17 protein-coding genes and 1 other annotated feature are annotated in these 14,327 nt (G+C 41.1%); of the genes, 15 read left to right on the top strand and 2 right to left on the bottom strand.

The window, feature by feature from the left end:
• Positions 1-54 precede the first annotated feature (54 nt).
• The 5 genes from ABID27_RS02790 to ABID27_RS02770 all read left to right on the top strand — a co-directional run bounded on the left by ABID27_RS02790 (position 55) and on the right by ABID27_RS02770 (position 4,600).
• Complete coding sequence (locus ABID27_RS02790) at positions 55-1,326, top strand: hypothetical protein (RefSeq protein WP_354280090.1); 1,272 nt, start codon at positions 55-57, stop codon at positions 1,324-1,326.
• Positions 1,323-2,858 carry a glycosyltransferase family protein gene (locus tag ABID27_RS02785; RefSeq protein ID WP_253363940.1) on the top strand — a complete coding sequence of 512 codons (1,536 nt, stop codon included), beginning with the start codon at positions 1,323-1,325 and terminating at the stop codon, positions 2,856-2,858. Before ABID27_RS02790 ends, ABID27_RS02785 begins: the two co-directional genes overlap by 4 nt.
• Positions 2,855-3,613: a hypothetical protein gene (locus tag ABID27_RS02780; protein ID WP_354280088.1), complete on the top strand. Its 759-nt coding sequence runs from the start codon at positions 2,855-2,857 to the stop codon at positions 3,611-3,613. The genes ABID27_RS02785 and ABID27_RS02780 overlap by 4 nt, the downstream gene beginning before the upstream one ends.
• A 54-nt stretch (positions 3,614-3,667) precedes the next feature.
• Positions 3,668-4,027 carry a hypothetical protein gene (locus ABID27_RS02775; RefSeq protein ID WP_354280086.1) on the top strand — a complete coding sequence of 120 codons (360 nt, stop codon included), beginning with the start codon at positions 3,668-3,670 and terminating at the stop codon, positions 4,025-4,027.
• A gap of 96 nt (positions 4,028-4,123) precedes the next feature.
• Positions 4,124-4,600: an EbsA family protein gene (locus tag ABID27_RS02770; protein ID WP_253363945.1), complete on the top strand. Its 477-nt coding sequence runs from the start codon at positions 4,124-4,126 to the stop codon at positions 4,598-4,600.
• Here the strand turns inward: ABID27_RS02770 and ABID27_RS02765 are convergent.
• The gene (locus tag ABID27_RS02765; RefSeq protein ID WP_253363947.1) at positions 4,597-4,791 is read right to left on the bottom strand and encodes a ferredoxin; all 195 of its coding nucleotides are present in this window, start codon (positions 4,789-4,791) and stop codon (positions 4,597-4,599) included. The two genes, ABID27_RS02770 and ABID27_RS02765, sit on opposite strands and share 4 nt — an antisense overlap.
• Positions 4,792-4,840: 49 nt before the next feature.
• On the opposite strand from ABID27_RS02765, the gene ABID27_RS02760 reads away from it, so the two are divergent.
• From ABID27_RS02760 to rplT, 5 genes are all read left to right on the top strand, one after another.
• Entirely contained in the window at positions 4,841-5,341 is a 501-nt protein-coding gene (locus ABID27_RS02760; protein WP_253363949.1) for an SAG1386/EF1546 family surface-associated protein, read from the top strand.
• Positions 5,342-5,349: 8 nt separating this feature from the next.
• Complete coding sequence (gene cmk, locus ABID27_RS02755) at positions 5,350-6,027, top strand: (d)CMP kinase (protein ID WP_354280083.1); 678 nt, start codon at positions 5,350-5,352, stop codon at positions 6,025-6,027.
• 26 nt (positions 6,028-6,053) lie between these two features.
• Positions 6,054-6,178 (top strand) — a sequence feature (ribosomal protein L20 leader region).
• Positions 6,179-6,193: 15 nt separating this feature from the next.
• Entirely contained in the window at positions 6,194-6,724 is a 531-nt protein-coding gene (gene infC / locus ABID27_RS02750; protein WP_222347872.1) for a translation initiation factor IF-3, read from the top strand.
• 26 nt (positions 6,725-6,750) lie between these two features.
• On the top strand, positions 6,751-6,951 hold the full coding sequence (gene rpmI, locus ABID27_RS02745) for a 50S ribosomal protein L35 (protein WP_222347870.1): 201 nt from the start codon (positions 6,751-6,753) through the stop codon (positions 6,949-6,951).
• A gap of 41 nt (positions 6,952-6,992) precedes the next feature.
• On the top strand, positions 6,993-7,352 hold the full coding sequence (gene rplT, locus ABID27_RS02740) for a 50S ribosomal protein L20 (protein ID WP_253363954.1): 360 nt from the start codon (positions 6,993-6,995) through the stop codon (positions 7,350-7,352).
• Positions 7,353-7,516: 164 nt separating this feature from the next.
• Here the strand turns inward: rplT and ABID27_RS02735 are convergent, their stop codons facing one another.
• Complete coding sequence (locus ABID27_RS02735; protein ID WP_354280080.1) at positions 7,517-9,664, bottom strand: LTA synthase family protein; 2,148 nt, start codon at positions 9,662-9,664, stop codon at positions 7,517-7,519.
• 118 nt (positions 9,665-9,782) lie between these two features.
• Between ABID27_RS02735 and ABID27_RS02730 the strand changes: the two genes are divergently transcribed.
• The 5 genes from ABID27_RS02730 to ABID27_RS02710 all read left to right on the top strand — a co-directional run bounded on the left by ABID27_RS02730 (position 9,783) and on the right by ABID27_RS02710 (position 14,303).
• Complete coding sequence (locus ABID27_RS02730) at positions 9,783-10,946, top strand: class I SAM-dependent rRNA methyltransferase (protein ID WP_354280078.1); 1,164 nt, start codon at positions 9,783-9,785, stop codon at positions 10,944-10,946.
• Positions 10,943-11,617: a type I 3-dehydroquinate dehydratase gene (aroD, locus tag ABID27_RS02725; RefSeq protein WP_253363957.1), complete on the top strand. Its 675-nt coding sequence runs from the start codon at positions 10,943-10,945 to the stop codon at positions 11,615-11,617. The genes ABID27_RS02730 and aroD overlap by 4 nt, the downstream gene beginning before the upstream one ends.
• Entirely contained in the window at positions 11,618-12,784 is a 1,167-nt protein-coding gene (gene aroC / locus ABID27_RS02720; protein ID WP_253363958.1) for a chorismate synthase, read from the top strand.
• A 68-nt stretch (positions 12,785-12,852) separates the two neighbouring features.
• The gene (locus ABID27_RS02715) at positions 12,853-13,953 is read left to right on the top strand and encodes a prephenate dehydrogenase (RefSeq protein ID WP_354280076.1); all 1,101 of its coding nucleotides are present in this window, start codon (positions 12,853-12,855) and stop codon (positions 13,951-13,953) included.
• Positions 13,954-13,964: 11 nt separating this feature from the next.
• Positions 13,965-14,303, top strand: a complete 339-nt coding sequence (locus tag ABID27_RS02710; protein WP_253363960.1) for a YlbF/YmcA family competence regulator — start codon at positions 13,965-13,967, stop codon at positions 14,301-14,303.
• Positions 14,304-14,327 lie beyond the last annotated feature (24 nt).

Below are 14,327 nucleotides of genomic sequence, written 5' to 3'. Positions count from 1 at the left end.
CTCCTCTTTTTTAATAACTTTTAAGAAAGTATAATGAATAATATTGGAGAATACATGAGAATAGAAAAACTAAATAAAAAAGCTTTGGTGACAATGGGGCTAATCTTGTTTTCCTGGCTGTTCTATTTTTTTATGATGAAATTTGAGTATAAGAATGATGACGCCTGGTTTTTGCATCGCATACAGAAATTGTACCATTATGATGTCATCAATTTTTCAGTAAAACGGTATGAATTATGGACTTCGCGGACCTTAATTGAGGCAGTCTTGGTATTCCTTGTTCAGTTTCCTTTTTTATGGAAATGTGTGACAGCCTTTGCCTTCAGTATAGCGAGCATCGTACCGAGTCTGATTTTTCAACCACTTCATAAAGTGGATTATCGGACATTACTCTTGTCCTATGCCTTCATGTGGGTCATTCCAATGGAAGTCTATAAAGACGCTGGCTGGATTGCGACCACGACCAACTACATCATCCCTTATTCCGCTTTCTTGCTTCTTGCCTATACATTTGCAAAACGTTTTCGAGGGGAGAAGTTAAGTCGGAATCTCTATGTTTTCAGCTTGATTTGTTTGCTCTACGCGGCAAACCAAGAACAATTAGCCTGTGTCATCCTAGGGAGTTTAGTTCTGTGGAGCCTGTATTTCATGTTTTACGAGAAGAACACTTCTAAAGTTCGCTTCGCATTGATTCCGTTAGTCTTATCTGTTCTTAGTTTTGTCAATATCTTGGTATCACCCGGGAACAAAGTTCGAACAGCTGCAGAAATTAAGCGATTTTTCCCAAATTTTAGTCAGATGTCACTTCTTACAAAATTGAAACTAGGAATCAGCGACACGATGAATACCTTGTTCTTTGAAGCCAATCTTCCTTTTCTAGTTTTGTTGGTATGTTTACTTATCACCTGCCTTCTACTTAGAAAGAAACTTGCTGCTTTCTTTACCATTTTCCCTCTCTTTATTGTCTTAAAGAACTGGAATCCAAGTCGAGAAGTACTGATTTTCCGTCATCAGGCAGACGTAGCTGCGTCAAAAGGAGTTTTCCTCCCTGCAACCATATTTGTCTTTGCTATTGGCTCCCTCTGCATGATCGGAATTTTATATTTCTTGTTCACCGATAAGATGAAGTCACTATTCGCTATTTTGTTAATGGGCATCGGTGTGTGCACGCGTTTGATGATTGGTTTTTCTCCAACGATATTTGCATCTGGGAAGCGTACCTATTTCTTAATGTATATGAGTTTTCTGTTTGTCATCCTATTTATTTTTGTATTTCAGGAAAAATATAGACGTCCTCAATCTAGTCTGGGGGAAAATATCGTATGAAACACCTAGGTAAATTTTTAGGTAATAGCCTACTGATTTGGTCTTTGTGTCTGTTATCGCTCTTGTCCCTAGCATCTATCTTTTACCGTACTCAGTTGCCAATGGATGGTTCTGAATTGGCCGTTATCCAGAAAAATGGCTTGATTTTTTGGGCGGGTCTTGTAGTTTTTGCTCTCTTACTTTGGGTTCTAATTCATTTTTTATTGGAATTAGATGCGTCCCATCTACTTATTGGAGGCTTCATTTTTTACGCGGTAGTTGGGCTCTTTTTGATTTTTCATCAAAATAACCTTCCGCGGCATGATGCACTTGCAGTTCTAGAAGTAGCAAGAGCAGTTAATCGAAATGAATTTTCTCCTTTAACATCATTGAATGGCTATATTTTCAAATATCCTCATCAATTGGGCTTAGTAACATTTGAGCGCGGAGTACTAGCGGTATTTGGTCAAGCCAATACTCAAGTCTTCTTCTATATCAATTTACTGTTTGCATTAGCAGATAATTATTTGCTTTATCTATTGGCAAAACGACAATTTCCAAAGACAAGAGTTGGCAAGATAACAGTGATTCTTTCATTCTTATTTTTACCACAGATTTTTTATATTTTATTTGTCTATGGATTGACCTATAGCATACTCTTTGCTTTGCTTGGTCTTCTATTTTTACAATCCTATTTTCAGCATCGTCGCCTTGTATCGGTCGGCTTAGCGCTTATCAGTGTTACAGTAGCTTATCTTCTCCGCAGCAATAATTTGTTGTTATTGCTGTCAATTGTTGTTGTTCTTTTTTTAGATTATCTTCAAAATCACTATGCAAAAAGTCTGATTGTGGCAGCGACAGTGTTAATAGTACCAATGGGAGCAAGTAAATTAGTAACGTATTCTTACCAAGCTCAGACTGGCGTAACTTTGGAGGGAGAGCCTAAGATTGCTTGGGTTGCGATGGGACTGGATGATAATCCTATCTACAATCGTATTCCTGGCTGGTATGACGCTTACCTAGAAACAGTTTACACTGAACATCAAGGGAATGCGAAGGCTATCAAGCGAGCTAGTCAGCAAAAAATAAAAGAGCGGATCCAATATATGAGACAAAATCCGCTATATACAATACAATTTTTTAAAAATAAATTTTTATCGACATGGACGGATAGTTTATTCCAGTCAGTCTGGTCTGGTCCATTACCTCGCTCGAAAGTAGAAGGGCAAAAGGTAGAGGGCGAGACGATGGCCTCTCTTTATAAAGGTGGAGCTATCTGGAAAAATATCTATCTTTATTCGGCTGGGCTATTGACTGTAATTTACATATGTAGTATAGTAGGGGTTGGAGAGGTAATGCGTCAGCGACAGGGAGTAACAATCGTACTTGTTATTCTAACCTACCTTTCAGCAGGTTTTCTTTTCCATCTGATATGGGAGACGAAAAGTCAGTATGTTTACCCCTATATTTATATGTTGTTACCACTAGCGGCATTGGGAGTAGATCGGCTCTATAGAAGAACAAAGGGGGACAGTTCTGAGGAGAAAATATGAAAAAGGATTCATTCAAAAAATTACTGATCGGCATTCTAGTAGGTCTTTCCACACTAGTTTCAGTAGGTGTGCATGCAGATACCACGATTTATCGTTTGTACAATCGCATAAATGGTGAGCACCTCTATACAGCTGATGCCAATGAAAAAGAAGTTCTTTTCCGACAACACGGATGGGGCTATGAAGGCGAATCATGGCATGCACCAGATGCAGGTCAAGGAGCACCTGTCTATCGTCTCTATAATCCAAGATTGCAAAATCACCTCTATACAATCGATACCAATGAAGTTGCTGTTTTGACGAGTAAGCATGGCTGGAAAACAGATAATGGAGGTCGTCCGGTATTCTACTCAGGTGGGAATGTGGCGATCTATCGTGTTTACAATAAAGCACTTCGTGGGCTACACCATTTGACAACGGACACCAATGAATACAATGTATTACCAAGTCATGGTTGGAGACAAGAAGGTATTAAATTAAATGCGATACGAGTAGGTGTGCCAATTCGTACTCAATATTATGAAGCACTTCCATCTGGTGCAAGTAACATCGAAAACACAGGTTCACAGTATACGCTAGAAGCAGATGTTTCTGTATCGGGAAGCGGTACCGGCTACCATGCAAAAATCTTAGCAGTTAGCCCAGTTTCAGGCATTAGTTTCGGTTTGCAATATGATGTAGCAGCGCGTGCACCTCATACAGGGAAAACATCGTTTATGGTGGAAAATATTGGCAACAATACCGCAGGTGGATAAGCTTACCAATGGACTGGACTTTATGCTCAAAACAAGGGAACAACCTACCACTTGATGCTAGCTGTTCAACGCGATGGTAGCTATGCAGCTTATATCAATGGAGCAGTAGTCGCTCAAGGTAGAAATGCGGCGATGGCTAACCGTACAGATATTGCTTTACGAGTAGAAGGTTCTGGACGTAAGAACGGTGATAGTATCAATGCCGTCTTCTCAAATATCAAACTTAAAACAAATGGCGTCTATCAAGCAAATAAAGGCTGGGGAACTCATGAATTTCGTACAAATCCAGGCATCGTTGCCCAAGGCAACACAGGTCGGATTATCATTGATGGAACGGTAACTGGTCTAACGCCACTTCAGGATTGGGACAATGCTTATGGAATTGTATCAAGTATTATCCAGTTTGTAGGATAAAAGCTAGTTTATCTAGCTTTTTCTTTTTCCCGTTTTAAAAAAATTACATGGAAAAATCCCCCTCTTTATGCTAAAATAATAAGGAGGAGGAAGACCATGATAAAAATATTTGGTAAAGTACGCTATCATTGGCAACCGGAGTTGTCCTGGTCCATTATTTACTGGTCAGCAGCGCTGTCACTTTTTTTTATTGGGCTTTCTATGCTTTTTGAAAAGTTACAGTTATCGCGCTCGATATTAGGTCTGTTTGGCATCTTTGTCCTACTGGCTTTAGTTGGTCTTCATCGCTATTTTGTTATTGAAGATGAGAATTTGGAAATTGCTTCGGTCAACCTTTTTGCCATAAAAAAAATCCCTATTAAAGAGATTGAAAAGGTGTCGGTGACCTATTTGTCGATTGAATTGTTTTGTCGTCAATATCCGAATGGAAAAATTTTCTACATGAGAAAATGGCCTAAAAAATACTTTGTCAATGCCTTGGCTTTAAATCCACATTTTGGTGGAGAGGTAGAGTTATCAGACCATCTCATCAAGCAAGATTATTTTGAAGAATATTACGCTCAAAAAGACTAGTCTGCAATAATAGCCTTTGTCGGGCAGGATTTGCTAGCTAATAAAATATCGGTATCGTCTGGAAATGTTTTTTCAAGTTCAGAACTGTCGGAAAACAGGACGATTCCATCATCATCGTAATCAAATACTGGTGAATAGGTTTGGCAGAGTCCGCAAGCGATACATTTTTCAGGTAATAATTTAACTTTCATACTGCTATTGTAATCAAGATTTATAGAAAACACAAGGAGAAACAGTCAAATGTCACAAGAACCATGGAACGAAGAAATTTACGAAACTGCTGATAGTAGCGAATCATCACGTCGCAGCCGTAGTGGCCGTAAAAAAGCGAGCACAACCATTTTTACCATTTTAATGAGTATCTTTATTGTTCTCGTTGTGGCGATTATTGCCCTATCTGTCTACCTTTCGAGCGGAGGTAGCAAGACAAATTCGAGCCAAGAATTTTACAATACAAGTAAGTCCGCGAGTGCGAGCTCATCAAGTAGTAGCAGTTCATCATCTACTTCGACAACAACTGAAGAAAGTAGTACAGAAGCCTCTAACGAACAAACAAGCACAAGCTCTACAACAGTTGCCGCTACCGATGGTTCAACTTTGACGGTTAATGCTGGTGAAGGGGAAGCTTCTATCGCAGCCCGTGCAGGTATTTCCATGGCTCAATTAGAGAGTCTCAATCCAGACAAAATGTCAACGGGTTCATGGTTTGCCAACCCCGGTGATATCGTTCGTATCAAGTAAGGAGAATCATGAAATCTATTCAAATTGCGATTGACGGCCCAGCATCAAGTGGGAAAAGTACGGTTGCTAAAATCATTGCGAAAGATTTTGGATATACCTATCTTGATACAGGTGCGATGTACCGTTGTGCGACTTATTTGGCTCTGAAAAATGGACTGACCAATCAAGACGTACCGAAAATATTAGCTGAATTAGCCAATCATCCAATCAGTTTTGGAAAAGCAGCTGATGGCACTGCCCTTGTCTTTCTAGGGGATTGCGATGTCAGCTTGGCCATTCGACAAAATGTTGTGACCAATAACGTTTCGTGGGTATCGGCGATCCCAGAAATTCGTGAAGAATTGGTGGCACAACAACGTCGGATTGCTGCTGAGGGTGGCATTGTCATGGATGGTCGTGATATTGGAACAGTTGTTTTGCCGGATGCAGAGTTGAAGATTTTCTTGGTTGCTTCTGTGGAGGAGCGTGCGCTACGCCGCTTTAAGGAAAATCAAGAAAAGGGAATCCTAACTGACTTGGAAACATTGAAAGAAGAAATCGTGGCGCGTGACTTTAAAGATAGCCACCGCGAAGTTTCACCATTGAAACCTGCCGAGGATTCTATTACATTTGACACGACAGGTGTTTCTATCGACGGTGTTGTTCAATTTATTTCAGAAAAAGCAAAAGAAATTCTTGACAAGTAGTGTATCTACTGGTATACTAGTAACAATGAGAAAAGCAGAAGTGAGAGCTTCTCGCCTTGCGACTAACGTTGTCTGGCTCTACGGTTACAATTTCTTTTGAAATGATAATGTAGGGACGGACTTGTGAGCAAGTCCGTTTCGTTTTTCTCGAAAAAAATATAAAGAGGTGAATACCATAGCAAAGCAAGATTTGTTCATCAATGATGAAATTCGTGTGCGTGAAGTTCGTCTTATCGGTATCGAGGGTGAACAGTTAGGCATCAAACCGCTCAATGAAGCACAAGCATTGGCCGACGCTGCTAACGTTGACTTGGTTCTGATCCAACCGCAAGCTAAACCACCTGTTGCGAAGATTATGGACTATGGGAAGTTCAAATTTGAGTATCAGAAGAAACAGAAAGAACAACGGAAAAAACAAACTGTTGTTACTGTGAAAGAAGTTCGCTTGAGTCCAACGATTGATAAAGGCGACTTTGATACGAAACTTCGCAATGCCCGTAAGTTCCTTGAAAAAGGAAACAAGGTAAAAGTATCTATTCGATTTAAAGGTCGGATGATTACGCACAAAGAAGTTGGAGCGAAAGTCTTGGCTGAGTTTGCTGAAGCAACACAAGATGTTGCTATTATCGAGCAACGTGCTAAGATGGATGGACGTCAAATGTTCATGCAACTTGCCCCAATTTCAGAAAAAAAATAAGCTTAGAAAGCTAAAGGAGAAAAATCATGCCAAAACAAAAAACTCACCGCGCATCAGCTAAACGTTTCAAACGTACAGGTTCTGGTGGCTTGAAACGCTTCCGCGCCTTCACATCACACCGTTTCCACGGTAAGACTAAAAAACAACGTCGTCACCTTCGTAAAGCAGGTATGGTACATGCTGGTGACTTCAAACGTATCAAAGCTATGCTTACTCGTCTTAAATAAGACAAGACTTGAAATTAGAGAATTATTCGGAGGATAAATAAATGGCACGTGTTAAAGGTGGCGTTGTTTCACGCAAACGTCGTAAACGTATTTTAAAATTAGCTAAAGGTTACTACGGTTCAAAACATCTCTTGTTCCGCACTGCGAAAGAACAAGTAATGAACTCTTACTACTATGCATACCGTGACCGTCGTCAGAAAAAACGTGATTTCCGTAAATTGTGGATCACTCGTATCAACGCGGCTGCTCGTATGAACGGTTTGTCATACTCTAAATTGATGAACGGCTTGAAAAAAGCTGAAATCGATGTAAACCGTAAAATGCTTGCTGACTTGGCTGTGAACGATGCTGCAGCATTCTCAGCACTTGCTGATGCAGCAAAAGCAGCTTTGGCTAAATAAGCTGATAAAGCAATAAATAACGGAACCTAGGTCTTGACCAAGGTTCTTTTTATATTTTGCATATTAAAATAGATAAAAAAAGAATGAACCTGAGCTTAGTCCTAGGTTCATTCTTTTTTTAGAATTAGCAGTTTTACGTAGGGTGACTGAATATTTTCATTCCTTTACTTTTGGGAGGTAGAAGAGCTGCTTGTCGTTGAGCTATCCGGATGAAGATCCTTGTAACTTGGCGATTTGTAGAACTCTGCCGTAGTTTTTTCACCATGCTTACTGTAGATGCTAGTTGATTTATCAGCTAATTTATCTCGGATAGCTTCTAGGGCATCCATTGAGTCTTTGTAGCTGAAGGTGCTTGTATCAACAGTTGGTAAGCCGTTGTTCAAGAAGCGAAGTAGGTCACCTGTTTGGACAGCATCGCTTGCGGCCAATTGGGCATCAGCTGCTGCTTTAGAGGCTTCTATTTCTTTTTTGGTCGATTCATCTGGATTTGTGATTTCTTGACCTGTTTCAGTATAGTAGACTTTTCCACCAGTACTAGTGAACTTCGGTGTTATAAAAGCACCAGATGTACGCGTTGCAACGACTTGTTTGTGCTGTGGTGAGAGCAAGTCTTGTCCAACTTGGATGTATTTACTTGAATCAATACCAAGTAAGTGCTCAAGGGTTGGAAGGTTGTCTACATCACCACCATAGGTATCGATGATTTTTCCTTGTTTCATACCTGGTACGACGACCATATATGGAACACGTTGAAGCATCATATTGTCATAATCCGTCCAAGTCTCCGCATCTTTTCCAAGAAGAGGAGCGAGTTCGGTGTTACGGGAATTAGAGATTCCGTAATGGTCACCGTAAAGAACAATGATGGAATTGTTGTAGATTCCGACTGCTTTTAGATAGTCAAAGAAGGACTTGACAGAAGAGTCTAGGTAGTTAGCGGTAGCAAAATATCCATTGATAGTCTCGTCAGGCGTCTCTGCAAATGGGAAGCCGAGTTCGTCACCTTTGAGGTTGGACATGTAGGGATAATGGTTGGACACCGTGATAAATTTGGTGTAGAAGGGTTGTTGCATTTGCTCCAAGTATTGAATGGAGTCAGCAAACATGTTTTTGTCGTTTAGTCCATATTGGAAGGAGTTGTCTTCGGTTTGTTTTCGGAAATAGGACGAATCGAAGAAGTAATTGTAGCCCCATTGTTTGTAGGTGTTATTGCGGTTCCAGAAGGTTGCAGAGTTCCCGTGAAAGACTGCAGAAGTATAGCCGCCTTCTTGATTTAGGATGTGTGGTGCAGCTTGGGCAGTATTGCTACCACCGTATTGCACCATGTAGGAACCTTGGGAAAGACCGAAAAGTGAATTTTCCATGGTTGTCTCGGCGTCAGATGTTTTTCCGGCCTTGACTTGGTGGAAGAAGTTAGAGAAAGCAAATGTTTCAGATGAATGGTAGAGAGAGTTGAGGAAAGGTGTTACCTCGTACTCAGAGTTGTTGACTTTTAATTTGTAGTCAATTAGAAACTGTTGGAAGCTTTCCAAATGCAGATAGATGACATTGCGTCCTTTAGCAATACCAAACAGATTTGGATTTGGCGCAGCATAGTTGGCTTTGACATACTCTTGTACTTTGACCAAGTCATCTGCAGTTGCTTCAGAGCGGTCCTTGTGAGCGTTGTAGGTTTGATTGGCATTGTAGGCTAGAAAGGCAGGCAAACCAAGCCCCCGTACAATGTAGGTATTAGAGAAACCACGGGTTAGGAGTTCAGGTCGGTCGATTTCAGCTAAGAATAGATTGGCTGAAAAAAGCATGGTAGACAGAGCTGTCACAGCAAAGCTAGCCCGTTTGTTGAAGGGACGTTGGTCCATGACAAATTTTTTCTTAAATTTTAGGTAGAAGAAGTAGAAAAAGTCACTAAAGTAAAGAATATCCCAGGGAGTGAACAATTTAAAGGCGGATTCTCCCAAGCCTCCTGCTACACTCTTACTAGCCATAATTGTCGAAATTGAAATATAATCCGAAAATTCACGGTAGTAGATGGCGTTTGAAAATAGCCAAATGAAGAGTAAAAAGTAGATGGTGCTCGAAACTCGGTAGAAAGTCTTTGTATTCTTGATATAGAGGGCCAGTCCGATGAGCAGGAGCGCCAGCGGCAAAGGATTGATGAAGGCAATGAAGTTCTGGTAAAATCCTTCTGTATCTAGTTTAAAATTCGTTGCGTAGGCAACCAAGGTTTTTACCCAGTATAGAAGAACCAGACTTAGGATAAACCCAAGTCGAGTTTGCAGTACTTCATTGAATCGATTTTTTATGTTTTTCACAGAAATTTCCTCATACAATATCTATAAAATCACTGACTATTATACCACACTTTTTATTGGACCATGAACTACAAAAGTTTTTTTGAGATATACTAGTGAATTTGTTATAATGTAGTTTATGGAAACAGTAAAACTCAATCGAATTGGTCAAAGGAAAATCAAGCAAGGCATCTGTGTCTTGGAAGAGTCAGATGTCCTCTCTCTTCCTGTTAGCAATCAGTATGTCCGTTTGTCTGATGAAAGTGGAAAAATCATAGGGCAGGGCTACCTTTCTCAGCAAAATAAAGGAATTGGATGGGTGATTTCATCTCAACCATTTACAGCCAATCCCGCTTTCTTCCAGGATTTATTTTCCAAAGCAGAAGCCAAACGTCAACACTATGCTCAATCAGAGTTGACAACAGCCTATCGTCTTTTTAATCAGGATGGAGATGGATTTGGTGGTTTGACCATTGACTTTTATGACCAATATGCGCTCTTTACATGGTATAATGAATTTATATACTCACAAAAAGAGATGATTCTCAAGGCATTTCAAGCGCAGTTTCCACAGATTCTGGGAGCTTATGAAAAAATTCGTTTTAAAGGGCTTGGTTTTGAATCTGCACATTTATACGGAAATGAAGCGCCTGAGACATTTTTAGTGAAAGAAAATGGCGTCAACTACCAAGTATTTTTGAACGATGGTCTCATGACAGGTATCTTTTTAGATCAACATGAGGTTCGTGGAAGCTTGGTGGATGGTTTGGCCTTAGGCGAGTCCCTTCTCAATATGTTTTCCTATACAGCAGCTTTTTCTGTGGCAGCAGCCATGGGAGGCGCTGTAGAGACGACATCTGTTGACTTGGCCAAACGTTCGAGAGAGCTATCAGAAGCGCATTTTGTAGCTAATGGATTGCCACTAGACAATCACCGATTTGTTGTTATGGATGTCTTTGAGTATTTCCGTTATGCTAAACGAAAAGGACTTTCTTACGATGTCATCGTGATTGACCCACCGAGTTTTGCTCGCAATAAAAAACAAACTTTTTCAGTTGCTAAAGACTACCATCGCTTGATTGAACAAGCTTTGGGCATTTTAAATCCAAATGGTATTATTGTCGCATCTACAAATGCGTCCAATCTAACACCTGAGAAGTTCAAAAAAGAATTACAAAAAGGATTTGGCAAAACCAAATTCCGCTATTTACAAACCAATCGCTTACCTGCTGATTTTGCAGTTAATAAAAATGATGAAAGTAGTAATTACCTCAAGGTATTTACGATACAGGTAGAAAAATGAAGATAGTCGTACCGATTATGCCACGAAGTATGGAAGATGTTGAAGCGCTTGATATGGGGCGTCTTGCTGCCGCTGATTTGATTGAATGGCGTGCAGACTACCTTCCTAAGGAAGATATTTTACGGGTTGCACCAGCGGTTTTTGAAAAGTTGGTTGGTCGTGAAGTTATTTTTACGCTTCGGACTAGTCGTGAAGGCGGCTTGTTGGACATCTCAGATGCAGATTACATTTCCTTGATTAAGGAAGTTGCTAGTCTCTATCAGCCAGAGTTTATTGATTTTGAGTATTATTCTCACAAAGAAGTCTTTGAAGAAATGATGGAATTTCCAAATCTGGTTTTGAGTTACCATAATTTTCAAGAAACACCAGAGAATTACATGGAAATCATGTCTGAGTTAACGAGCTTCTCACCAGCAGTGGTGAAAATGGCCGTTATGCCTAAGACGGAGCAAGATGTTTTGGATGTCATGAACTATACTCGTGGATTTAAGACGCTGAATATGGAGCAGTCTTACGCAACCATGTCTATGGGGAACTTAGGGAAACTATCACGTTTGGCGGGTGTCTTGACAGGATCATGCTGGTCATTTGCTAGTCTGGATGAGGCTAGCGCACCAGGTCAGATTTCCCTGACGAACATGAAAAAATTCTTAGAGGAATTGGAGAACTAGATGAGGTATTTGACAGCGGGTGAATCCCATGGACCACGTTTAACAGCGATTATCGAAGGAGTGCCAGCAGGGCTTTCTCTGACTGCAGACCATATCAATGCGGACCTGAAACGTCGTCAAGGCGGTTATGGCCGTGGCGGTAGGATGAAAATTGAGACTGACCAAGTGGAAATCACATCAGGCGTCCGTCATGGAAAAACGACAGGAGCTCCCATTACACTCAATGTAACCAATAAGGACCACCAAAAATGGCTAGAAATCATGTCTGTTGAAGACATCGAGGACAAGCTAAAAAGCAAACGTCGGATTACACACCCACGCCCAGGTCATGCAGATTTGGTCGGAGGAATCAAGTATCGCTTCGATGATTTGCGAAATTCTTTAGAACGTTCATCAGCGCGTGAAACGACCATGCGTGTGGCTGTTGGTGCAGTTGCCAAGCGGATTTTGGCGGAACTAGACATGGAAATTGCCAATCATGTTGTTGTTTTTGGTGGCAAGGAAATTGATGTACCTGAAAATCTGACGGTTTTCCAAATCAAAGAATTGGCTAGTCAGTCGGAAATTTCAGTTGTCAACCAAGAACGTGAGCAGGAAATCAAGGATTATATTGACCAAATTAAGCGTGAAGGAGATACCATTGGTGGCGTTGTCGAGACAATTGTCGGTGGTGTTCCAGCTGGTCTAGGTTCATTTGTCCAATGGGATAAAAAACTAGATAGCAAGTTGGCGCAAGCAGTTGTGTCTATCAATGCTTTTAAGGGAGTTGAGTTTGGAGTTGGTTTCCAAGCTGGTTACCGTAAGGGCTCTGAAGTCATGGACGAAATTCTGTGGAATGAAGATGATGGCTATACCCGCCGTACCAATCATCTTGGTGGTTTTGAAGGTGGCATGTCCAATGGTCAGCCGCTGATCATTCGTGGTGTCATGAAGCCTATTCCAACTCTTTATAAACCGTTGATGTCAGTAGACATTGAAACACATGAGCCTTACAAGGCAACGGTTGAGCGCTCAGATCCGACGGCTCTTCCAGCTGCGGGTGTGGTTATGGAATCAGTTGTCGCAACCGTCATCGCAACAGAAGTACTGGAGAAATTCTCTTCGGATAATATGGAAGAGTTGAAAGAAGCTGTTGCAGCTTACCGTGACTACGTAAAACATTTCTAAATCACTCTGGGTAGAACCTACTCGGAGTGTTCTACTATATGGTGAACATGGAAATAAAAGGAGGTCAGATGACCAAGACAATTTATATAGCAGGACTGGGTTTGATTGGAGCATCGCTTGCTTTAGGAATCCGTCGTGACCATCCTGATTACCGTATTTTGGGTTATAACCGCGGTGAAGCATCACGAACGATTGCACTGGAAAGCAATATGGTGGATGAAGCAACGGATGATTTTGCGGCATTTGTACCTCAAGCCGATGTGATTATCTTGGCGGTGCCCATTAAGCAGACCATTGCCTTTTTGAAGGAATTAGGGCAGTTGCCACTCAAAGATACAGCCCTGATTACAGATGCGGGTTCGACCAAGGCGGAAATTGTCGCAGCTGCTGAGCGCTACTTGCCAGAGACGGCCAACTTTATCGGAAGTCATCCTATGGCAGGGAGTCATAAGACGGGGGCCATTGCGGCGGATGTTCTTCTCTTTGAAAATGCTTATTTTATCTTCACACCAAGCCGATTAACCAAAAAGGATGCGGTACCTCGTTTGATGGATCTCCTATCTGGTCTCAAGGCACGCTTTATTGAAATTGATGCTCAGGAGCACGATCGAGTTACCAGTCAAATTTCTCATTTTCCCCACATTTTGGCTTCTAGTTTGATGAATCAAGCTGGTCAGTATGCTGGTGACCATCCCTTCACCAATAATTTTGCGGCGGGTGGTTTTCGCGATATGACACGGATTGCAGAAAGTGAACCTGGCATGTGGACGAGCGTTCTCATGACCAATCAAGAAGCAATTTTGGAGCGGATAACAGAATTTCAGGCAAGACTGTCTCAAGTCGCAGACCAGATTGCCGCTGGCGATGAGGATGCGATTTGGGCATTCTTTGACCAGGGAAGTCGGACTCGTAAGGAGATGGAAATTCATAAACGAGCGGGAGTGGATTCATTCTACGACATTTTCATCAATGTGCCGGATGAAGAAGATGTGATTCTCATGATATTGGAATTATTGCGCGGGACATCTGTGGTCAATATTCGTATCAATGAAGAAAACCGAGAAGACATCAACGGTATTTTACAAATTACATTTAAAAATAAAGAGGACTTGGAACGTGCAGCTAGAGTTGTTCGTGAAAATACAGACTACCAAGTCTTTATTGGTTAGGAGGAACCATTATGTCAACAAATATCTATGATATCGCAAATCAATTAGAGCGTGCAATCCGCCAATTACCAGAGTACAAGGTAGTGGAGCTTGCAAAAGAAGCTGTAGAAGCTAATCCAGAAGCCAAGCAAATTTTCGCGGCTTATATGGATTTCCAGCAAGAAATCCAAGCTGTGTTGCAATCAGGACAAATGCCATCTAGCGACTTGCAAGCAAAAATGCAAGAATTCGGCCGTCAAATCGAAGGTAACCCTATCTTGACCGAATATTTCACCAAACAGCAACAGCTATCCCTCTACGTTTCTGACCTAGAAAAATTAATTTTTAAACCATTGCAAGATTTGTTGTGATGGCTACAGAATGCAGGAATAGAG

This window comes from Streptococcus gallinaceus (genome assembly GCF_040545695.1).
Taxonomy (GTDB): Bacteria; Bacillota; Bacilli; order Lactobacillales; family Streptococcaceae; genus Streptococcus; species Streptococcus gallinaceus.
The sequence above is the reverse complement of the archived record's forward strand: the minus strand, read 5'-3'. Positions and strand labels throughout refer to the sequence as shown.